The organism is Candidatus Thiodubiliella endoseptemdiera, assembly GCF_964212635.1.
Classification (GTDB): domain Bacteria; phylum Pseudomonadota; class Gammaproteobacteria; order PS1; family Pseudothioglobaceae; genus Thiodubiliella; species Thiodubiliella endoseptemdiera.
On the sequence record NZ_OZ156463.1, the window covers coordinates 1,863,500 to 1,890,302 of the forward strand.

2 protein-coding genes are annotated in these 26,803 nt (G+C 41.4%); both read left to right on the forward strand.

All coding sequences use genetic code 11. From position 1 onward, the window contains the following. The first annotated feature begins 52 nt into the window (after positions 1–52). Positions 53–14,278, forward strand: coding sequence for an FG-GAP-like repeat-containing protein (locus tag AB8525_RS10000; RefSeq protein WP_369177724.1), 14,226 nt, complete (start codon positions 53–55; stop codon positions 14,276–14,278). Between the two features lie 86 nt (positions 14,279–14,364). Next, complete coding sequence (locus tag AB8525_RS10005) at positions 14,365–26,721, forward strand: FG-GAP-like repeat-containing protein (protein WP_369177726.1); 12,357 nt, start codon at positions 14,365–14,367, stop codon at positions 26,719–26,721. Positions 26,722–26,803 lie beyond the last annotated feature (82 nt).

Sequence of the window (26,803 nt, forward strand, 5' to 3'; positions counted from 1 at the left end):
AAGTAAATATGTATAATTAATAATCAGTTATAACAACACAAAGGACAACCCCATGCCAGGACAAACAAAATACTTCATCAGCAACACCAACGGCTTCTTCGTCAACTGGTATTCCGATATCACCGGACTTGAATCTCACGGACAAGCATTAAAAGCATCTGGCAATAGTGGAGACGATGCCGTCTATGTAGGACAAGGCACCAAAGTCGATGCAACAGGGCTTACTTCAACAGGTGGCAATGATTTAATTTATTTAACCGGCACTTTTAACAACTACGAACAAACACTAGATGGCAATACCTACACCTTCAAAAGAACTGTTAATATTAACGGTACTGAATACCAAGAAGAAGTCTCCTTCACAGCCTCTAATGGCGATAGGGTTTATTTTGCAGATGGTTTTGTTAAGATTGATATATCAGGCACTGACGGGCTATTAGGTTCAAACGGTTTTAAGAAGATTACATCCAGTGATATTGACAACAGCGAGTCAACTCCAGGTTTGGGGATTGGTTTAAGTATTACTGATGACAAGTCCGACGCCGCTAAAGTTGGTGAAGACATCACCTACACCTTTACTTTTGATGAAGCAGTTACAGATTTTGATATAAATGATATTACAGTTACAGGCGGTACAAAAGGTACTTTTACCTCTGTTAATGGTAGTGAAAGTGTCTATACTTTAGAACTAACCCCTCCTGCAAACAGCAAAGGCATAATAAGCCTTACAGTAGCCGTTGATGCTGCTACTTCTAAAATTAACACAGCACTAAAATCAGCTGCTGCCAGCAATAATCAAAGTTTTGATACTCAAGCCCCAACTTTGATTATCAGCGATGACAAGGCTGATACTTTAACCCTTAAAACTGGCGATACAATCACCTATACCTTTACCTTTAGTGAAGCAGTAACAGGTTTTGATAAAAGTGTTATCAACATCAGCAATGGTGCTATTAAGACAGGTACTGATTTAATTGCCAGCACAACACCTGCTGATGCAGGTAAAGTCTATACCTTGACCGTTGTACCTGGCAGTGACCTAGATGTAGGTTCTAACTTAACAGTGTCAGTGTCTGCTAATCCTGCAATTACAGACAGTGCGGGCAATGCTTACAGCACAACAGCAGCAAATAACGAGCAAGCAATTGACACCAAAGCCCCAGTAGCAACACTCAGTGGCAATATGGCACCTAATGAAAACTTAACGATGACCTTTTTAGAGGCAGTTACAATAAACACAGCAGGCAGTATTGTCATTTATGATAAAGCCAACCCTGGCACTCTTATTACGATTGATATAGCTAACCAAGTTAGTCTTGATAGCACTAACAAAATTATCACTATTAATCCAGGTAGTGATTTAATAGCCAATAAGAATTACTATGTCAAAATTGATGCAGGCACTTTTAAAGATACTGCAGGTAATAATTATGAGGGTATTGACAGCAATAGTGGTTGGGGCTTTCTGGTCTATTCATTCACCACCACAGCACAATGGGTAGATGCAAGTGGTAATTCTGTTAGCGACAATGGTATCAATGCCAGTGAATTTAGCACACTTGCCATTCAAGGCACATTAACAAATTCTAGCGGTGCAACAGGCGTTGTTATCAGTGCTATTACATTTAAAGCAACCAGTGGAACAACAGCCAATGACAAAGTTGTAGAGACCAGTAACCTACCCACTTTTGCCTCTGCCAATGGTACCGAATGGACATTAGCCAATAGTAAAATACCGACTTTAGTCAGTGGCGAGACCTACACAATTGAAATAAATTTATCTTCAACAGGCGGCGGCACAAGCACAGGTGGCAATACCACCCCTGTTTTAATTGACACTGCTGCCCCAATCATAACAAGCTGGGCAGTCAACTCACCAACAGATGGGCAATCAGGCTTTAAAGTGGATGATGTTATTGAGTTAACCATGACAACCAATGAAGCACTCTCGTTAAGCAATGCTACCAGTAGCAAAGTGACCATTGGTAATAAGGAATTTACACTAGATACCGGCAAAGGTGCCGCCAAAGCAGGGGCATCAGTAGATGAGTTAAAACAATTATTCTTTACTTACACTGTCAAAGTCGATGATAGTATCAATAAAGCAGATTTTGAGATTACCAGTGCAAGTGCAATTGCCTTAACAGGAGTAACCGATGCAGTAGGTAATATAGTTACCACCACAGGCACTTATCCTATTGAATTAGACCGTAATGTTGATGGTGTTGTACCAACTATTGGAGACATTACACTAAACTGGGGAGATATTTTAAACGCTATTGAAGACAACAGAAATGGCACTGTAACAGTTGCCACAACTGGTGTAGAAAACAATCAAGAAGTCTCACTAGTTATTAACCAAAAAACTTATACAGGCACTGTTACCAGCAATAGTGCAACCATTACTGTTACAGCCACAGATTTACAAGCATTAACCCATGGACAAACTTACAGCTATAAAGTCAATATAAAAGATACTGCTAGTAACCCAGCGATAGAGAAAATAGGTGATTTTAAAGTTGATACGGTTGCACCAACCTTGACCATTACCGATAATGAAGACGCTACAACCAAAGCAGGTGAAGAAATCATCTTTACCTTTACCTTTAACGAGGTAGTAACAGAGTTTACCAAAGAGGACATTGTTATTACCAATGGCACTATTAAAGGTGCTGCTGATTTAGTATTGGTTACCACAGGTGTTAATGCCAATAAAGCCTATACCTTAGTTGTTGTGCCTAATACAGATACTCAAGGCAATCTAGAAGTTAGCGTTGCTGCTGATAAATTTGTAGATATTGCTGGTAATAGAAATATGGTTGCAGCAAATGATATTCAGGTTATTGATACCCTTGCGCCAAATGCACTCACTGCAACAGCACTTATTTCAGCTGAATCTAATGATGTGGTAGTGGACAACACTGCCCCAATCCTAACAACACAAGCTTCGGCCGAATTGGGTGAAACCTCAGACCTGATACTTGATTTTAATGAAGACATTCAAGCAGGTAGTACAGGTAGTATTGTTATTAAAGGTAGTGATGATAGAGTAATAGCAACCATTAATATTACTGAGACAACTAAATTCAGCATTGCTGGCGATAAACTCACCATTGATGTGTCAGCATTAGGTTTAACTGATAATAAATTAACCCAAGGCAGTTACTATATCACCATGGATGCAGGCACAGTAACTGACATAGCGGGTAACGATGCTGCTGCCATTACTAAAGATACTAACCAATGGGTATTTGCAACCAAAGCACTTTTTACCACAATCGCTTGGATAGGTGCCGATGATAACTACATTAATGATAGTGAAAAAGACGCAACCACACTCTCAGGCAAAGCAACTGGAATAGGTACTTTAACGATTACCAAAATTGAGTTTTTTGAAGGTAGTAATACAGTAGGCACAGCAATAACTTCAGGATTACCAGTTGTTGCAGCTGACGGCACTTGGGCACTCGCACATTCTGCTATGCCATCTGAATTAGCCGATGGAAAAACCTACACGGCTGTAGTAACGCTTAGTGATGGCACCAATTCAGCAATTAGCACTAGCACAGCAGTAACTTATGACACCATTAACCCAACCCCAATCACGACCAATCCATGGACTTTAAGCGATATTCCAGCAGGACAATCTGCTTTTAAGGTAGGCGATGTTATCAGCCTAACACTGACAATGAGCGAGACCTTGAAACTTAATAACACCACAGGCTCTAAAGTGGTCATTGCAGGCAAAGACTTTGTTTTGGATAAAACCGCCTCTACAACTGCAGGTGATAAGAAACTGGTGTTTAAATATAGTGTTCAAGCTGGAGATAGCATTGCCACTACAGACTTTGATATTGACAATCCAACAAGCGATATTACGCTAAATAATATAACAGATGTCGCAGGTAATGCACCAGTATTTACCGCTGATAGAGTAGTGTTGGCTAAGACTAAGCTTGAGTATATTGAAAAAACAGGTTTGGGCAATAATCCTTTTGAGGGTATTGATGTGGGGTATTATTCCACACCAACCTTGGCTGATATTGATGGCGATGGTGATCTAGATTTGGTGGTGGGTAAGGATGATGGCACCCTTAAATACTATCAAAATACAGGCTCTACTTCTAGCCCTGCTTATGAAGCAAAAACTGGAGGTGATAATCCTTTTAATGGCATTGATGTGGGAGGTTCTTCCACGCCAACCTTGGCTGATATTGACGGTGATGGCGACCTAGATTTGGTGATGGGTGAGGCTTATGGCACCCTTAAATACTATCAAAATACAGGCACTACTTCTAACCCTGCTTATGAAGTAAAAACTGGAGATAGCAATCCTTTTAATGGCATTGATGTGGGGAATCTTTCCGCACCAACCCTAGCCGATATTGACGGCGATGGCGACCTAGATTTGGTGGTGGGTGAGAGTGCTGGCACCCTTAAATACTATCAAAATACAGGTACTACTTCTAACCCTGCTTATGAAGTAAAAACTGGAGATGACAATCCTTTTAATGGCATCGATGTGGGAAGTGCTTCCTCACCAACCCTAGCCGATATTGATGGCGATGGCGACCTAGATTTGGTGGTGGGTGAGTATTATGGCACCCTTAAATACTATCAAAATACAGGCACTACTTCTAACCCTGCTTATGAAGTAAAAACTGGAGATAGTAATCCTTTTAATGGCATTGATGTGGAGTTTTATTCCGTACCAACCCTAGCCGATATTGACGGCGATGGCGACCTAGATTTGGTGACAGGTGAGCAGGATGGCACCCTTAAATATTATTACAATCAACAATCTTTTTTTGTAGATGGACAAGCGCCAACTCTAACAACACAAGCCAGCGTTATCTTAGAGGAAACCTCAGATTTAGTGCTTGACTTTAGTGAAAATATTAAAGCAGGTACGGGCAGTATTCTCATCAAGAATAGTAGCGATGTAACAGTAGCAACCATTAATATCGCTAGTGATACAAATAAATTTAGCATTGCTGGCGATAAACTCACCATTGATGTGTCAGCATTAGGTTTAACTGATAATAAATTAACCCAAGGCAGTTACTATATCACCATGGATGCAGGCACAGTAACTGACATAGCAGGTAACGATGCTGCTGCCATTACTAAAGATACTAACCAATGGGTATTTGCAACCAAAGCACTTTTTACCACAATCGCTTGGATAGGTGCCGATGATAACTACATTAATGATAGTGAAAAAGACGCAACCGCACTCTCAGGCAAAGTAACTGGAACAGGTACTTTAACGATTACCAAAATTGAGTTTTTTGAAGGTAGTAATACAGTAGGCACAGCAATAACTTCAGGATTACCAGCTGTTGCAGCTGACGGCACTTGGGCACTCGCACATTCTGCTATGCCATCTGAATTAGCCGATGGAAAAACCTACACGGCTGTAGTAACGCTTAGTGATGGCACCAATTCAGCAATTAGCACTAGCACAGCAGTAACTTATGACACCATTAACCCAACCCCAATCACGACCAATCCATGGACTTTAAGCGATATTCCAGCGGGACAATCTGCTTTTAAGACAGGCGATGTTATCAGCCTAACACTGACAATGAGTGAGACCTTGAAACTTAATAACACCACAGGCTCTAAAGTGGTCATTGCAGGCAAAGACTTTGTTTTGGATAAAACTGCCTCTACAACTGCAGGTGATAAGAAACTGGTGTTTAAATATAGTGTTCAAGCTGGGGATAACATTGCCGCTACAGACTTTGATATTGACAATCCAACAAGCGATATTACGCTAAATAATATAACAGATGTCGCAGGTAATGCACCAGTATTTACCGCTGATAGAGTAGTGTTGACTAAGCTTGAGTATATTGAAAAAACAGGTTCGGGCAATAATCCTTTTGAGGGTATTGATGTGGGGAATGCTTCTGCGCCAACCCTGGCTGATATTGACGGCGATGGCGACCTGGATTTAGTGATGGGTGAAGGTAATGCCACCCTTAAATACTATCAAAACACAGGCACTACTTCTAACCCTGCTTATGAAGCAAAAACTGGAGATGACAATCCTTTTTATGGCATTAATGCGGGATATTCTTCCTCACCAACCCTAGTCGATATTGACGGCGATGGCGACCTAGATTTGGTGGTGGGTGAAGGTAATGGCACCCTTAAATACTATCAAAACACAGGCACTACTTCTAACCCTGCTTATGAAGCAAAAACTGGAGATGACAATCCTTTTAATGGCATTGATGTGGGGTATGTTTCTGCGCCAAACTTGGCTGATATTGACGGCGATGGCGACCTAGATTTGGTGGTGGGTGAGTATTATGGCACCCTTAAATACTATCAAAATACAGGCACTACTTCTAACCCTGCTTATGAAGTAAAAACTGGAGGTAGCAATCCTTTTAATAGCATTGATGTGGGGGATTCTTCCAAACCAACCCTAGCCGATATTGATGGCGATGGCGACCTAGATTTGGTGGTGGGTGAGAGGAATGGCACCCTTAAATACTATCAAAATACAGGCACTACTTCTAGCCCTGCTTATGAAGCAAAAACTGGAGGCAATAATCCTTTTAATGGCATTGATGTGGAAGGTTATTCCTCACCAACCCTAGCCGATATTGACGGCGATGGCGACCTAGATTTGGTGGTGGGTGAAGGTAATGGCACCCTTAAATACTACTACAATCAACAACCTTCTTCTGTAGATACTCAAGCCCCAACCCCAATCACGACCAATCCATGGACTTTAAGCGATATTCCAGCAGGACAATCTGCTTTTAAGGCAGGCGATGTTATCAGCCTAACACTGACAATGAGTGAGACCTTGAAACTTAATAACACCACAGGCTCTAAAGTGGTCATTGCAGGCAAAGACTTTGTTTTGGATAAAACTGCCTCTACAACTGCAGGTGATAAGAAACTGGTGTTTAAATATAGCGTTCAAGCTGGAGATAGCATTGCCGCTACAGACTTTGATATTGACAACCCAACAAGCGATATTACGCTAAATAATATAACAGATGTCACAGGTAATGCACCAGTATTTACCGCTGATAGAGTAGTGTTGACTAAGCTTGAGTATATTGAAAAAACAGGTTTGGGCAATAATCCTTTTGAGGGTATTGATGTGGGGGATATTTCTGCACCAACCCTAGCCGATATTGACGGCGATGGCGACCTAGATTTGGTAGTGGGTGAGAAGAATGGCACCCTTAAATACTATCAAAATACAGGCACTACTTCTAACCCTGCTTATGAAGCAAAAACTGGAGATAGCAATCCTTTTGATGGCATTGATGTGGGGGATTTTTCCTCACCAAGCTTGGCTGATATTGATGGCGATGGTGATCTAGATTTGGTAGTGGGTGAGGCTTATGGCACCCTTAAATACTATCAAAATACAGGCACTACTTCTAACCCTGCTTATGAAGCAAAAACTGGAGATAATAATCCTTTTAATGGCATTAATGTGGGATATTCTTCCTCACCAACCTTGGCTGATATTGACGGCGATGGCGACCTAGATTTGGTAGTGGGTGAGATTTATGGCACCCTTAAATACTATCAAAATACAGGCACTACTTCCAACCCTGCTTATGAAGCAAAAACTGGAGATGACAATCCTTTTAATGGCATTGATGTGGGATATTCTGCCAAACCAGCCCTAGCCGATATTGACGGCGATGGCGACCTAGATTTGGTGGTGGGTGAGACTGATGGCACCCTTAAATACTATCAAAATACAGGCACTACTTCTAACCCTGCTTATGAAGCAAAAACTGGAGATGACAATCCTTTTAATGGCATCGATGTGGGAAATGCTGCCTCACCAACCCTAGCCGATATTGACGGCGATGGCGACCTAGATTTGGTAGCGGGTAAGAATGATGGCACCCTTAAATATTACTACAATCAACAACCTGCTTCTGTAGATGGACAAGCCCCAACTCCAACGGCTACTAACTCATGGACTCTAAGCAATATTCCAGCAGGACAATCTGCTTTTAAGGCAGGGGATGTTATCAGCCTAACTTTGACAATGAGTGAGACCTTGAAACTTAATAACACCACAGGCTCTAAAGTGGTCATTGCAGGCAAAGACTTTGTTTTGGATAAAACCGCCTCTACAACTGCAGGTGATAAGAAACTGGTGTTTAAATATAGCGTTCAAGCTGGAGATAACATTGCTGCTACAGACTTTGATATTGACAACCCAACAAGCGATATTACGCTAAATAATATAACAGATGTCGCAGGTAATGCACCAGTATTTACCGCTGATAGAGTAGTGTTGACTAAGCTTGAGTATATTGAAAAAACAGGTTTGGGCAATAATCCTTTTGAGGGTATTGATGTAGGGTATTATTCCACACCAACCTTGGCTGATATTGATGGCGATGGTGATCTAGATTTGGTGGTGGGTAAGGATGATGGCACCCTTAAATACTATCAAAATACAGGCTCTACTTCTAGCCCTGCTTATGAAGCAAAAACTGGAGGCAATAATCCTTTTAATGGCATTGATGTGGGGATTTATTCCGCACCAACCCTAGCCGATATTGACAGCGATGGTGATCTAGATTTGGTAGTGGGTGAGAATGATGGCACCCTTAAATACTATCAAAACACAGGCACTACTTCTAACCCTGCTTATGAAGCAAAAACTGGAGATGACAATCCTTTTAATGGCATTAATGCGGGATATTCTTCCTCACCAATCCTAGTCGATATTGACGGCGATGGCGACCTAGATTTGGTGGTGGGTGAGAGGAATGGCACCCTTAAATACTATCAAAATACAGGCACTACTTCTAGCCCTGCTTATGAAGCAAAAACTGGAAATGACAATCCTTTTAATGGCATTGATGTGGGATATTCTTCCTCACCAACCCTAGCCGATATTGACGGCGATGGCGACCTAGATTTGGTGGTGGGTGAGGCTTATGGCACCCTTAAATACTATCAAAATACAGGCACTACTTCTAACCCTGCTTATGAAGTAAAAACTGGAGATAGCAATCCTTTTGATGGCATTGATGTGGGGGATTATTCCGCACCAGTCCTAGCTGATATTGATGGTGATGGCGACCTAGACTTGGTGGTGGGTGGGCAGAGTGGTAAACTTAAATATTACTACAATCAACAACCTTCTTCTGTAGATACTCAAGCCCCAACCCCAATCACGACCAATCCATGGACTCTAAGCGATATTCCAGCAGGACAATCTGCTTTTAAGACAGGCGATGTTATCAGCCTAACACTGACAATGAGCGAGACCTTGAAACTTAATAACACCACAGGCTCTAAAGTGGTCATTGCAGGCAAAGACTTTGTTTTGGATAAAACTGCCTCTACAACTGCAGGTGATAAGAAACTGGTGTTTAAATATAGCGTTCAAGCTGGAGATAGCATTGCCGCTACAGACTTTGATATTGACAATCCAACAAGCGATATTACGCTAAATAATATAACAGATGTCGCAGGTAATGCACCAGTATTTACCGCTGATAGAGTGGTGTTGACCAAGACTAAGCTTGAGTATATTGAAAAAACAGGTTTGGGCAATAATCCTTTTAATGGCATTGATGTGGGAAGTTATTCCACGCCAATCTTGGTCGATATTGACGGCGATGGCGACCTGGATTTGGTGATGGGTGAGGCTTATGGCACCCTTAAATACTATCAAAATACAGGCACTACTTCTAACCCTGCTTATGAAGTAAAAACTGGAGGTAGCAATCCTTTTAATAGCATTGATGTGGGGGATTTTTCCGCACCAACCCTGGCCGATATTGACGGCGATGGCGACCTAGATTTGGTGATGGGTGAGGCTTATGGCACCCTTAAATACTATCAAAATACAGGCACTACTTCTAACCCTGCTTATGAAGTAAAAACTGGAGGTAACAATCCTTTTAATAGCATTGATGTGGGGGATTTTTCCACACCAACCCTGGCCGATATTGACGGCGATGGTGATCTAGATTTGGTGGTGGGTGAGAGTGATGTCACCCTTAAATACTATCAAAACACAGGCACTACTTCTAACCCTGCTTATGAAGCAAAAACTGGAGGTGACAATCCTTTTTATGGCATTAATGCGGGATATTCTTCCTCACCAATCCTAGTCGATATTGACGGCGATGGCGACCTAGATTTGGTGGTGGGTGAAGGTAATGGCACCCTTAAATACTATCAAAACACAGGCACTACTTCTAACCCTGCTTATGAAGCAAAAACTGGAGATGACAATCCTTTTAATGGCATTGATGTGGGAAATGTTGCCTCACCAACCCTAGCCGATATTGACGGCGATGGCAACCTGGATTTGGTGATAGGTGAGATTGACGGCACCCTTAAATATTACTACAATCAACCACCTTTTTCTGTAGATGGACAAGTTCCAACTCTAACAACACAAGCCAGTGTTACCTTAGGTGAAACCTCAGATCTAGTGCTTGACTTTAGTGAAAATATTAAAGCAGGTACGGGCAGTATTCTCATCAAGAATAGTAGCGATGTAACAGTAGCAACGATTAATATCGCTAGTGATACAAATAAATTTAGCATTACCAATGATAAACTTACTATTGATGTATCAGCATTAGGTTTAACCAATAATAAACTTACCGCAGGCAGTTACTATTTAGAAATGAACTCTGGTGCTATAACGGATATGTCAGGCAACGATGCACTGGGTATTGCTAAAAACAGCAACCAATGGGCATTTAAAACCATCGTCCTTACTACCGACATTGTTTGGGCAGGTGCCGATGATAATTACATTAATAATAACGAGAAAGATGCAACCACACTCTCAGGCACAGTAGCGGGAGCAGGTACCTTATCTATTACTAAGATTGAATTTTTTGAAGGCAGTAATTCAGTAGCCACAGTTTCAAGTTTGCCAACCATTGCGAATGATAAAACTTGGACACTGGCACATGCCAATATGCCATCTGAATTAGCCGATGGAAAAACCTACACGGCTGTAGTAACGCTTAGTGATGGCACTAATTCAACAATTAGCACTAGCACAGCGGTAACTTATGACACCATTAACCCAATCCCAATCACGACCAATCCATGGACTCTAAGCAATATTCCAGCAGGGCAATCTGCTTTTAAGGCAGGCGATATTATCAGCCTAACACTGACAATGAGTGAGACTTTGAAACTTAATAACACCACAGGCTCTAAAGTGGTCATTGCAGGCAAAGACTTTGTTTTGGATAAAACTGCCTCTACAACTGCAGGTGATAAGAAACTGGTGTTTAAATATAGTGTTCAAGCTGGAGATAGCATTGCCGCTACAGACTTTGATATTGACAATCCAACAAGCGATATTACGCTAAATAATATAACAGATGTCGCAGGTAATGCACTAGTATTTACCGCTGATAGAGTAGTGTTGGCTAAGACTAAGCTTGAGTATATTGAAAAAACAGGTTTGGGCAATAATCCTTTTGAGGGTATTGATGTGGGGATTGTTTCTGTGCCAATCTTGGTTGATATTGACGGCGATGGCGACCTGGATTTGGTGGTGGGTGAGTTTTATGGCACCCTTAAATACTATCAAAATACAGGCACTACTTCTAACCCTGCTTATGAAGTAAAAACTGGAAATAGCAATCCTTTTAATGGCATTGATGTGGGAAATGCTGCCTCACCAACCCTAGCCGATATTGACGGCGATGGCGACCTAGATTTGGTGGTGGGTGAGAATAATGGCACCCTTAAATACTATCAAAACACAGGCACTACTTCTAACCCTGTTTATGAAGCAAAAACTGGAGATAGTAATCCTTTTAATGGCATTGATGTGGGATATTCTTCCTCACCAATCCTAGTCGATATTGACGGCGATGGTGACCTAGATTTGGTAGTGGGTGGGAATGATGGCACCCTTAAATACTATCAAAATACAGGCACTACTTCTAACCCTGCTTATGAAGCAAAAACTGGAGATGACAATCCTTTTAATGGCATTGATGCGGGATATTCTTCCTCACCAATCCTAGTCGATATTGACGGTGATGGCGACCTGGATTTGGTGGTGGGTGAGTTTTATGGCACCATTAAATACTATCAAAATACAGGTACTACTTCTAACCCTGCTTATGAAGCAAAAACTGGAGATGACAATCCTTTTAATGGCATTGATGTGGGGGATTCTTCCAAACCAACTCTAGCCGATATTGATGGCGATGGTGATCTAGATTTGGTAGTGGGTGAGGTTTATGGCACCCTTAAATATTACTACAATCAACAACCTTCTTCTGTAGATGGACAAGCCCAAACTTCAACGGCTACTAACTCATGGACTTTAAGCAATATTCCAGCAGGACAATCTGCTTTTAAGGTAGGGGATGTTATCAGCCTAACACTGACAATGAGCGAGACCTTGAAACTTAATAACACCACAGGCTCTAAAGTGGTCATTGCAGGCAAAGACTTTGTTTTGGATAAAACTGCCTCTACAACTGCAGGTGATAAGAAACTGGTGTTTAAATATAGCGTTCAAGCTGGAGATAGCATTGTCGCCACAGACTTTGATATTGACAATCCAACAAGCGATATTACGCTAAATAATATAACAGATGTCGCAGGTAATGCACCAGTATTTACCGCTGATAGAGTAGTGTTGGCTAAGACTAAGCTTGAGTATATTGAAAAAACAGGTTTGGGCAATAATCCTTTTGAGGGTATTGATGTGGGGTATGTTTCTGTGCCAATCTTGGCTGATATTGACGGCGATGGCGACCTAGATTTGGTGGTGGGTAAGTATGATGGCACCCTTAAATACTATCAAAATACAGGCACTACTTCTAACCCTGCTTATGAAGCAAAAACTGGAGATGACAATCCTTTTAATGGCATTGATGTGGGATATTCTTCCTCACCAACCCTAGCCGATATTGACAGCGATGGCGACCTAGATTTGGTGATGGGTGAGGATTATGGCACCCTTAAATACTATCAAAATACAGGCACTACTTCTAACCCTGCTTATGAAGCAAAAACTGGAGATGACAATCCTTTTAATGGCATTGATGTGGGGCTTTACTCCAAACCAACCCTAGCCGATATTGACGGCGATGGCGACCTGGATTTGGTGGTGGGTGAGAATTATGGCACCCTTAAATACTATCAAAATACAGGCACTACTTCTAACCCTGCTTATGAAGTAAAAACTGGAGATAGTAATCCTTTTAATGGCATTGATGTGGGATATTCTTCCAAACCAACCCTAGCCGATATTGACGGCGATGGCGACCTGGATTTGGTGGTGGGTGAGTTTTATGGCACCCTTAAATACTATCAAAATACAGGTACTACTTCTAACCCTGCTTATGAAGCAAAAACTGGAGATGACAATCCTTTTAATGGCATTGATGTGGGGGATTCTTCCAGACCAACCCTAGCCGATATTGACGGCGATGGTGATTTAGATTTGGTAGTGGGTGAGGCTGATGGCACCCTTAAATACTACTACAATCAACAGCCTTCTTCTGTAGATGGACAAGTTCCAACCTTTACAGAAAAAACCAGCGATACCAATGTCTTAGGCGAGCCTTCAAATCTAGTAATTGAGTTTTCTGAAAACATCAAAACAAATGGTGGCATTGTTGAAATCTGGAATAGCGCAGAAAAAGTTGCAACTATTAGCATTACTAATGCTAATATTAGCGACACAACACTCACTCTTAACCCAAGTAGTTTAACTTCAGGTGTTTATTACATCAAAATGGCATCAGGCGTTATAACTGACACCTCGGGTAATGACTTTGCAGGTATTGATAATACCTCAGGTAAAACTTGGGCATTTGCATATAATTTTTATATCGGCACCGATAACGCCGATACTATAACGGGTAGTGCAGGTGACGATACTATAAATGGTGGTGCAGGCAACGACACTATAAATGGCGGTGCAGGCAGTGATATTTTTGTTTATGCAAGTACAGATAATGGCGAAGACACCATAACTGGCTTCATATTTGGTGCTGGTGGTGATAAATTAGATTTAAAAGATTTTATTACTGCTAGTGGTAACCAAGCGACACTTTTTGCTAATATTGATAAATATATTACAGTGTCAGATACTGGCACTGCAGGTAGTGCCAAACTAACGATTGATGCTGATGGCACGGTTACAGATGATGTTGCTGATTTGGTTATCAATCTACAAGGGGTTTCTGGTATTGGTGGCTCCTCTACTCCCGACACAGTTGCATTAGGGCACTTTATAACTGATAATCTTATTCTTGTATAAGGTAAACTAATAAAAAACTTAAACTTAAAGGAATAAGTAAATATGTATAATTAATAATCAGTTATAACAACACAAAGGACAACCCCATGCCAGGACAAACAAAATACTTCATCAGCAACACCAACGGCTTCTTCGTCAACTGGTATTCCGATATCACCGGACTTGAATCTCACGGACAAGCATTAAAAGCATCTGGCAATAGTGGAGACGATGCCGTCTATGTAGGACAAGGCACCAAAGTCGATGCAACAGGGCTTACTTCAACAGGTGGCAATGATTTAATTTATTTAACCGGCACTTTTAACAACTACGAACAAACACTAGATGGCAATACCTACACCTTCAAAAGAACTGTTAATATTAACGGTACTGAATACCAAGAAGAAGTCTCCTTCACAGCCTCTAATGGCGATAGGGTTTATTTTGCAGATGGTTTTGTTAAGATTGATATATCAGGCACTGACGGGCTATTAGGTTCAAACGGTTTTAAGAAGATTACATCCAGTGATATTGACAACAGCGAGTCAACTCCAGGTTTGGGGATTGGTTTAAGTATTACTGATGACAAGTCCGACGCCGCTAAAGTTGGTGAAGACATCACCTACACCTTTACTTTTGATGAAGCAGTTACAGATTTTGATATAAATGATATTACAGTTACAGGCGGTACAAAAGGTACTTTTACCTCTGTTAATGGTAGTGAAAGTGTCTATACTTTAGAACTAACCCCTCCTGCAAACAGCAAAGGCATAATAAGCCTTACAGTAGCCGTTGATGCTGCTACTTCTAAAATTAACACAGCACTAAAATCAGCTGCTGCCAGCAATAATCAAAGTTTTGATACTCAAGCCCCAACTTTGATTATCAGCGATGACAAGGCTGATACTTTAACCCTTAAAACTGGCGATACAATCACCTATACCTTTACCTTTAGTGAAGCAGTAACAGGTTTTGATAAAAGTGTTATCAACATCAGCAATGGTGCTATTAAGACAGGTACTGATTTAATTGCCAGCACAACACCTGCTGATGCAGGTAAAGTCTATACCTTGACCGTTGTACCTGGCAGTGACCTAGATGTAGGTTCTAACTTAACAGTGTCAGTGTCTGCTAATCCTGCAATTACAGACAGTGCGGGCAATGCTTACAGCACAACAGCAGCAAATAACGAGCAAGCAATTGACACCAAAGCCCCAGTAGCAACACTCAGTGGCAATATGGCACCTAATGAAAACTTAACGATGACCTTTTTAGAGGCAGTTACAATAAACACAGCAGGCAGTATTGTCATTTATGATAAAGCCAACCCTGGCACTCTTATTACGATTGATATAGCTAACCAAGTTAGTCTTGATAGCACTAACAAAATTATCACTATTAATCCAGGTAGTGATTTAATAGCCAATAAGAATTACTATGTCAAAATTGATGCAGGCACTTTTAAAGATACTGCAGGTAATAATTATGAGGGTATTGACAGCAATAGTGGTTGGGGCTTTCTGGTCTATTCATTCACCACCACAGCACAATGGGTAGATGCAAGTGGTAATTCTGTTAGCGACAATGGTATCAATGCCAGTGAATTTAGCACACTTGCCATTCAAGGCACATTAACAAATTCTAGCGGTGCAACAGGCGTTGTTATCAGTGCTATTACATTTAAAGCAACCAGTGGAACAACAGCCAATGACAAAGTTGTAGAGACCAGTAACCTACCCACTTTTGCCTCTGCCAATGGTACCGAATGGACATTAGCCAATAGTAAAATACCGACTTTAGTCAGTGGCGAGACCTACACAATTGAAATAAATTTATCTTCAACAGGCGGCGGCACAAGCACAGGTGGCAATACCACCCCTGTTTTAATTGACACTGCTGCCCCAATCATAACAAGCTGGGCAGTCAACTCACCAACAGATGGGCAATCAGGCTTTAAAGTGGATGATGTTATTGAGTTAACCATGACAACCAATGAAGCACTCTCGTTAAGCAATGCTACCAGTAGCAAAGTGACCATTGGTAATAAGGAATTTACACTAGATACCGGCAAAGGTGCCGCCAAAGCAGGGGCATCAGTAGATGAGTTAAAACAATTATTCTTTACTTACACTGTCAAAGTCGATGATAGTATCAATAAAGCAGATTTTGAGATTACCAGTGCAAGTGCAATTGCCTTAACAGGAGTAACCGATGCAGTAGGTAATATAGTTACCACCACAGGCACTTATCCTATTGAATTAGACCGTAATGTTGATGGTGTTGTACCAACTATTGGAGACATTACACTAAACTGGGGAGATATTTTAAACGCTATTGAAGACAACAGAAATGGCACTGTAACAGTTGCCACAACTGGTGTAGAAAACAATCAAGAAGTCTCACTAGTTATTAACCAAAAAACTTATACAGGCACTGTTACCAGCAATAGTGCAACCATTACTGTTACAGCCACAGATTTACAAGCATTAACCCATGGACAAACTTACAGCTATAAAGTCAATATAAAAGATACTGCTAGTAACCCAGCGATAGAGAAAATAGGTGATTTTAAAGTTGATACGGTTGCACCAACCTTGACCATTACCGATAATGAAGACGCTACAACCAAAGCAGGTGAAGAAATCATCTTTACCTTTACCTTTAACGAGGTAGTAACAGAGTTTACCAAAGAGGACATTGTTATTACCAATGGCACTATTAAAGGTGCTGCTGATTTAGTATTGGTTACCACAGGTGTTAATGCCAATAAAGCCTATACCTTAGTTGTTGTGCCTAATACAGATACTCAAGGCAATCTAGAAGTTAGCGTTGCTGCTGATAAATTTGTAGATATTGCTGGTAATAGAAATATGGTTGCAGCAAATGATATTCAGGTTATTGATACCCTTGCGCCAAATGCACTCACTGCAACAGCACTTATTTCAGCTGAATCTAATGATGTGGTAGTGGACAACACTGCCCCAATCCTAACAACACAAGCTTCGGCCGAATTGGGTGAAACCTCAGACCTGATACTTGATTTTAATGAAGACATTCAAGCAGGTAGTACAGGTAGTATTGTTATTAAAGGTAGTGATGATAGAGTAATAGCAACCATTAATATTACTGAGACAACTAAATTCAGCATTGCTGGCGATAAACTCACCATTGATGTGTCAGCATTAGGTTTAACTGATAATAAATTAACCCAAGGCAGTTACTATATCACCATGGATGCAGGCACAGTAACTGACATAGCGGGTAACGATGCTGCTGCCATTACTAAAGATACTAACCAATGGGTATTTGCAACCAAAGCACTTTTTACCACAATCGCTTGGATAGGTGCCGATGATAACTACATTAATGATAGTGAAAAAGACGCAACCACACTCTCAGGCAAAGCAACTGGAATAGGTACTTTAACGATTACCAAAATTGAGTTTTTTGAAGGTAGTAATACAGTAGGCACAGCAATAACTTCAGGATTACCAGTTGTTGCAGCTGACGGCACTTGGGCACTCGCACATTCTGCTATGCCATCTGAATTAGCCGATGGAAAAACCTACACGGCTGTAGTAACGCTTAGTGATGGCACCAATTCAGCAATTAGCACTAGCACAGCAGTAACTTATGACACCATTAACCCAACCCCAATCACGACCAATCCATGGACTTTAAGCGATATTCCAGCAGGACAATCTGCTTTTAAGGTAGGCGATGTTATCAGCCTAACACTGACAATGAGCGAGACCTTGAAACTTAATAACACCACAGGCTCTAAAGTGGTCATTGCAGGCAAAGACTTTGTTTTGGATAAAACCGCCTCTACAACTGCAGGTGATAAGAAACTGGTGTTTAAATATAGTGTTCAAGCTGGAGATAGCATTGCCACTACAGACTTTGATATTGACAATCCAACAAGCGATATTACGCTAAATAATATAACAGATGTCGCAGGTAATGCACCAGTATTTACCGCTGATAGAGTAGTGTTGGCTAAGACTAAGCTTGAGTATATTGAAAAAACAGGTTTGGGCAATAATCCTTTTGAGGGTATTGATGTGGGGTATTATTCCACACCAACCTTGGCTGATATTGATGGCGATGGTGATCTAGATTTGGTGGTGGGTAAGGATGATGGCACCCTTAAATACTATCAAAATACAGGCTCTACTTCTAGCCCTGCTTATGAAGCAAAAACTGGAGGTGATAATCCTTTTAATGGCATTGATGTGGGGTATTATTCCACACCAACCTTGGCTGATATTGACGGCGATGGCGACCTAGATTTGGTGGTGGGTGAGAATGATGGCCCCCTTAAATACTATCAAAATACAGGCACTACTTCTAACCCTGCTTATGAAGCAAAAACTGGAGATGACAATCCTTTCAATGGCATTGATGTGGGAATTGCTTCCTCACCAACCCTAGCCGATATTGACGGCGATGGTGACCTAGATTTGGTAGTGGGTGGGAATGATGGCACCCTTAAATACTATCAAAATACAGGCACTACTTCTAACCCTGCTTATGAAGCAAAAACTGGAGATAGTAATCCTTTTAATGGCATTGATGTGGGATATTCTGCCAAACCAACCCTAGCCGATATTGACGGCGATGGCGACCTAGATTTGGTGATGGGTGAGTCTTATGGCACCCTTAAATACTATCAAAATACAGGTACTACTTCTAATCCTGCTTATGAAGTAAAAACTGGAGATAGTAATCCTTTTAATGGTATTAATGTGGGGATTTATTCCGCACCAACCCTGGCCGATATTGACGGCGATGGCGACCTAGATTTGGTGGTGGGTGAGCAGAATGGCACCCTTAAATATTATTACAATCAACAACCTTCTTCTGTAGATGGACAAGCCCCAACTCCAACGGCTACTAACTCATGGACTCTAAGCAATATTCCAGCAGGACAATCTGCTTTTAAGGCAGGCGATGTTATCAGCCTAACACTGACAATGAGCGAGACCTTGAAACTTAATAACACCACAGGCTCTAAAGTGGTCATTGCAGGCAAAGACTTTGTTTTGGATAAAACCGCCTCTACAACTGCAGGTGATAAGAAACTGGTGTTTAAATATAGTGTTCAAGCTGGAGATAGCATTGCCGCTACAGACTTTGATATTGACAATCCAACAAGCGATATTACGCTAAATAATATAACAGATGTCGCAGGTAATGCACCAGTATTTACCACTGATAGAGTAGTGTTGGCTAAGACTAAGCTTGAGTATATTGAAAAAACAGGTTTGGGCAATAATCCTTTTGAGGGTATTGATGTGGGGTATTATTCCACACCAACCTTGGCTGATATTGATGGCGATGGTGATCTAGATTTGGTGGTGGGTAAGGATGATGGCACCCTTAAATACTATCAAAATACAGGCTCTACTTCTAGCCCTGCTTATGAAGCAAAAACTGGAGGTGATAATCCTTTTAATGGCATTGATGTGGGGTATTATTCCACACCAACCTTGGCTGATATTGACGGCGATGGCGACCTAGATTTGGTGGTGGGTGAGAATGATGGCCCCCTTAAATACTATCAAAATACAGGCACTACTTCTAACCCTGCTTATGAAGCAAAAACTGGAGATGACAATCCTTTCAATGGCATTGATGTGGGAATTGCTTCCTCACCAACCCTAGCCGATATTGACGGCGATGGTGACCTAGATTTGGTAGTGGGTGGGAATGATGGCACCCTTAAATACTATCAAAATACAGGCACTACTTCTAACCCTGCTTATGAAGCAAAAACTGGAGATAGTAATCCTTTTAATGGCATTGATGTGGGATATTCTGCCAAACCAACCCTAGCCGATATTGACGGCGATGGCGACCTAGATTTGGTGATGGGTGAGTCTTATGGCACCCTTAAATACTATCAAAATACAGGTACTACTTCTAATCCTGCTTATGAAGTAAAAACTGGAGATAGTAATCCTTTTAATGGTATTAATGTGGGGATTTATTCCGCACCAACCCTGGCCGATATTGACGGCGATGGCGACCTAGATTTGGTGGTGGGTGAGCAGAATGGCACCCTTAAATATTATTACAATCAACAACCTTCTTCTGTAGATGGACAAGCCCCAACTCCAACGGCTACTAACTCATGGACTCTAAGCAATATTCCAGCAGGACAATCTGCTTTTAAGGCAGGCGATGTTATCAGCCTAACACTGACAATGAGCGAGACCTTGAAACTTAATAACACCACAGGCTCTAAAGTGGTCATTGCAGGCAAAGACTTTGTTTTGGATAAAACCGCCTCTACAACTGCAGGTGATAAGAAACTGGTGTTTAAATATAGTGTTCAAGCTGGAGATAGCATTGCCGCTACAGACTTTGATATTGACAATCCAACAAGCGATATTACGCTAAATAATATAACAGATGTCGCAGGTAATGCACCAGTATTTACCGCTGATAGAGTAGTGTTGGCTAAGGTTGAGTATATTGAAAAAACAGGTTCGGGCAATAATCCTTTTGAGGGTATTGATGTGGGGAATGCTTCTGCGCCAACCCTGGCTGATATTGACGGCGATGGCGACCTAGATTTGGTGGTGGGTGAGAGAAATGGCACCCTTAAATACTATCAAAATACAGGCACTACTTCTAGCCCTGCTTATGAAGCAAAAACTGGAGATAGTAATCCTTTTAATGGCATTGATGTGGGATATTCTTCCTCACCAATCCTAGTCGATATTGACGGCGATGGTGACCTAGATTTGGTAGTGGGTGAGAGTGGCGGTACCCTTAAATACTATCAAAATACAGGCACTACTTCTAACCCTACTTATGAAGCAAAAACTGGAGGTAGCAATCCTTTTAATGGCATTGATGTGGGGTATTATTCCAAACCAACCCTAGCCGATATTGACGGCGATGGCGACCTAGATTTGGTGGTGGGTGAGTATTATGGCACCCTTAAATACTATCAAAATACAGGCACTACTTCTAACCCTGCTTATGAAGTAAAAACTGGAGATAGTAATCCTTTTAATGGCATTGATGTGTGGCGTTATTCCACACCAACCTTGGCTGATATTGACGGCGATGGCGACCTAGATTTGGTGGTGGGTGAGAGAAATGGCACCCTTAAATACTATCAAAATACAGGCACTACTTCTAACCCTGCTTATGAAGCAAAAACTGGAGATGACAATCCTTTTAATGGCATTGATGTGGGATATAATGGCATTGATGTGGGATATTCTTCCAAACCAACCCTAGCCGATATTGATGGCGATGGTGATCTAGATTTGGTAGTGGGTGAGGTTTATGGCACCCTTAAATACTACTACAATCAACAACCTTCTGTAGATGGACAAGCCCCAACTCCAACGGCTACTAACTCATGGACTCTAAGCAATATTCCAGCAGGACAATCTGCTTTTAAGACAGACGATGTTATCAGCCTAACTTTGACAATGAGCGAGACCTTGAAACTTAATAACACCACAGGCTCTAAAGTGGTCATTGCAGGCAAAGACTTTGTTTTGGATAAAACTGCCTCTACAACTGCAGGTGATAAGAAACTGGTGTTTAAATATAGTGTTCAAGCTGGAGATAGCATTGCCGCTACAGACTTTGATATTGACAATCCAACAAGCGATATTACGCTAAATAATATAACAGATGTTGCAGGTAATGCACCAGTATTTACCGCTGATAGAGTAGTGTTGGCTAAGGTTGAGTATATTGAAAAAACAGGTTCGGGCAATAATCCTTTTAAGGGTATTGATGTGGGGTATGTTTCTGTGCCAATCTTGGCTGATATTGACGGCGATGGCGACCTAGATTTGGTGGTGGGTGAGGATAATGGCACCCTTAAATACTATCAAAATACAGGCACTACTTCTAACCCTGCTTATGAAGTAAAAACTGGAGATAGCAATCCTTTTAATGGCATTGATGTGGGATATTCTTCCAAACCAACCCTAGCCGATATTGACGGCGATGGCGACCTAGATTTGGTGGTGGGTGAGAAGTATGGCACCCTTAAATACTATCAAAATACAGGCACTACTTCTAACCCTGCTTATGAAGCAAAAACTGGAGATAGTAATCCTTTTAATGGCATTGATGTGGGGTATTTTTCCAAACCAACCCTAGCCGATATTGACGGCGATGGCGACCTAGATTTGGTGGTGGGTGAGAAGTATGGCACCCTTAAATACTATCAAAATACAGGCACCACTTCTAACCCTGCTTATGAAGCAAAAACTGGAGATAGTAATCCTTTTAATGGCATTGATGTGGGGTATTTTTCCAAACCAACCCTAGCCGATATTGACGGCGATGGCGACCTAGATTTGGTGGTGGGTGAGAAGTATGGCACCCTTAAATACTATCAAAATACAGGCACCACTTCTAACCCTGCTTATGAAGTAAAAACTGGAGATGACAATCCTTTTAATGGCATTGATGTGGGAGATTCTTCTGGACCAACCCTAGCCGATATTGACGACGATGGCGACCTAGATTTGGTGGTGGGTAAGTATGATGGCACCCTTAAATACTACTACAATCAACAACCTTCTTCTGTAGATGGACAAGTTCCAACTCTAACAACACAAGCCAGTGTTACCTTAGGTGAAACCTCAGATCTAGTGCTTGACTTTAGTGAAAATATTAAAGCAGGCACGGGCAGTATTCTCATCAAGAATAGTAGCGATGTAACAGTAGCAACGATTAATATCGCTAGTGATACAAATAAATTTAGCATTACCAATGATAAACTTACTATTGATGTATCAGCATTAGGTTTAACCAATAATAAACTTACCGTAGGCAGTTACTATTTAGAAATGAACTCTGGTGCTATAACGGATATGGTAGGCAACGATGCACTGGGTATTGCTAAAAACAGCAACCAATGGGCATTTGAAATCATCGTCCTTACTACCGACATTGTTTGGGCAGGTGCCGATGATAATTACATTAATGATAGTGAAAAAGACGCAACCGCACTCTCAGGCAAAGCAACTGGAATAGGTACTTTAACGATTACCAAAATTGAGTTTTTTGAAGGTAGTAATACAGTAGGCACAGCAATAACTTCAGGATTACCAGCTGTTGCAGCTGACGGCACCTGGACACTCGCACATTCTGCTATGCCATCTGAATTAGCCGATGGAAAAACCTACACGGCTGTAGTAACGCTTAGTGATGGCACCAATTCAGCAATTAGCACTAGCACAGCAGTAACTTATGACACCATTAACCCAACCCCAATCACGACCAATCCATGGACTTTAAGCGATACTCCAGCGGGACAATCTGCTTTTAAGACAGGCGATGTTATCAGCCTAACACTGACAATGAGCGAGACCTTGAAACTTAATAACACCACAGGCTCTAAAGTGGTCATTGCAGGCAAAGACTTTGTTTTGGATAAAACCGCCTCTACAACTGCAGGTGATAAGAAACTGGTGTTTAAATATAGCGTTCAAGCTGGAGATAGCATTGCCGCTACAGACTTTGATATTGACAACCCAACAAGCGATATTACGCTAAATAATATAACAGATGTCGCAGGTAATGCACCAGTATTTACCGCTGATAGAGTAGTGCTGGCTAAGACTAAGCTTGAGTATATTAAAAAAACAGGTTCGGGCAATAATCCTTTTGAGGGTATTGATGTGGGGCTTTACTCCACACCAACCTTGGCTGATATTGACGGCGATGGCGACCTAGATTTGGTAGTGGGTGAGAGTAATGGCACCCTTAAATACTATCAAAATACAGGCACTACTTCTAACCCTGCTTATGAAGCAAAAACTGGAGATGACAATCCTTTTAATGGCATTGATGCGGGATATTCTGCCAAACCAACCCTAGCCGATATTGACGGCGATGGCGTCCTAGATTTGGTGGTGGGTGGGAATGATGGCACCCTTAAATACTATCAAAATACAGGCACTACTTCTAACCCTGCTGATGAAGCAAAAACTGGAGATGACAATCCTTTTAATGGCATTGATGTGGGGAATCTTTCCGCACCAACCCTAGCCGATATTGATGGCGATGGCGACCTAGATTTGGTGGTGGGTGAGGCTTATGGCACCCTTAAATACTATCAAAATACAGGCACTACTTCTAACCCTGCTTATGAAGCAAAAACTGGAGATAGTAATCCTTTTAATGGCATTGATGTGGGGCTTTATTCCGCACCAACCTTGGCTGATATTGACGGCGATGGCGACCTAGATTTGGTGGTGGGTGAGGAGTATGGCACCCTTAAATACTATCAAAATACAGGTACTACTTCTAACCCTGCTTATGAAGCAAAAACTGGAGATGACAATCCTTTTAATGGCATCGATGTGGGAAATGCTGCCTCACCAACCCTAGCCGATATTGACGGCGATGGCGACCTAGATTTGGTAGCGGGTAAGAATGATGGCACCCTTAAATATTACTACAATCAACAACCTTCTTCTGTAGATACTCAAGCCCCAACCCCAATCACGACCAATCCATGGACTCTAAGCAATATTCCAGCAGGACAATCTGCTTTTAAGACAGGCGATGTTATCAGCCTAACACTGACAATGAGTGAGACCTTGAAACTTAATAACACCACAGGCTCTAAAGTGGTCATTGCAGGCAAAGACTTTGTTTTGGATAAAACTGCCTCTACAACTGCAGGTGATAAGAAACTGGTGTTTAAATATAGCGTTCAAGCTGGAGATAGCATTGCCGCTACAGACTTTGATATTGACAATCCAACAAGCGATATTACGCTAAATAATATAACAGATGTCGCAGGTAATGCACCAGTATTTACCGCTGATAGAGTAGTGTTGGCTAAGACTAAGCTTGAGTATATTGAAAAAACAGGTTCGGGCAATAATCCTTTTAATGGCATTGATGTGGGGCTTTACTCCACACCAACCTTGGCTGATATTGACGGCGATGGCGACCTGGATTTGGTGGTGGGTGAGAATAATGGCACCCTTAAATACTATCAAAATACAGGCACTACTTCTAACCCTGCTTATGAAGCAAAAACTGGAGATGACAATCCTTTTAATGGCATTGATGTGGGACATCACTCCAAACCAACCCTAGCCGATATTGACGGCGATGGCGACCTAGATTTGGTGGTGGGTGAGTTTAATGGCACCCTTAAATACTATCAAAATACAGGCACTACTTCTAACCCTGCTTATGAAGCAAAAACTGGAGGTAGCAATCCTTTTAATGGCATTGATGTGGGGTATTTTTCCACACCCTTGGCTGATATTGACGGCGATGGTGACCTAGATTTAGTGGTGAGTGAGGGGAATCGCACCCTTAAATACTATCAAAATACAGGCACTACTTCTAACCCTGCTTATGAAGCAAAAACTGGAGATGACAATCCTTTTAATGGCATTGATGTGGGGTATTATTCCACACCAACCTTGGCTGATATTGATGGCGATGGTGATCTAGATTTGGTAGTGAGTGAGGTTTATGGCACCCTTAAATACTATCAAAATACAGGCACTACTTCTAACCCTGCTTATGAAGCAAAAACTGGAGACAGCAATCCTTTTAATGGCATTGATGTGGGATATTCTTCCAGACCAACCCTAGCCGATATTGATGGCGATGGCGACCTAGATTTGGTGGCGGGTAAGAATGATGGCACCCTTAAATACTACTACAATCAACAACCTTCTTCTGTAGATGGACAAGCTCAACAACCTCTGTCTGTAGATGAACAAGTTCCAACCTTTACAGAAAAAACCAGCGATACCAATGTCTTAGGCGAGCCTTCAAATCTAGTAATTGAGTTTTCTGAAAACATCAAAACAAATGGTGGCATTGTTGAAATCTGGAATAGCGCAGAAAAAGTTGCAACTATTAGCATTACTAATGCTAATATTAGCGACACAACACTCACTCTTAACCCAAATAGTTTAACTTCAGGTGTTTATTACATCAAAATGGCATCAGGCGTTATAACTGACACCTCGGGTAATGACTTTGCAGGTATTGATAATACCTCAGGTAAAACTTGGGCATTTGCATATAATTTTTATATCGGCACCGATAACGCCGATACTATAACGGGCAGTGCAGGTGACGATACTATAAATGGCGGTGCAGGCAGTGATATTTTTGTTTATGCAAATACAGATAATGGCGAAGACACCATAACTGGCTTCATATTTGGTGCTGGTGGCGATAAATTAGATTTAAAAGATTTTATTACTGCTAGTGGTAACCAAGCGACACTTTTTGCTAATATTGATAAATATATTACAGTGTCAGATACTGGCACTGCAGGTAGTGCCAAACTAACGATTGATGCTGATGGCACGGTTACAGATGATGTTGCTGATTTGGTTATCAATCTACAAGGGGTTTCTGGTATTGGTGGCTCCTCTACTCCCGACACAGTTGCATTAGGGCACTTTATAACTGATAATCTTATTCTTGTATAAGGTAAACTAATAAAAAACTTAAACTTAAAGGAATAAGTAAATATGTATAATTAATAATCAGTTATAACAACACAAAGGACAA

Excerpts from the sequence above, each read along its gene's own strand:
- AB8525_RS10000 (WP_369177724.1), top strand. The coding sequence starts at position 53 with ATGCCAGGACAAACAAAATACTTCATCAGCAACACCAACGGCTTCTTC.
- AB8525_RS10005 (WP_369177726.1), top strand. The coding sequence starts at position 14,365 with ATGCCAGGACAAACAAAATACTTCATCAGCAACACCAACGGCTTCTTC.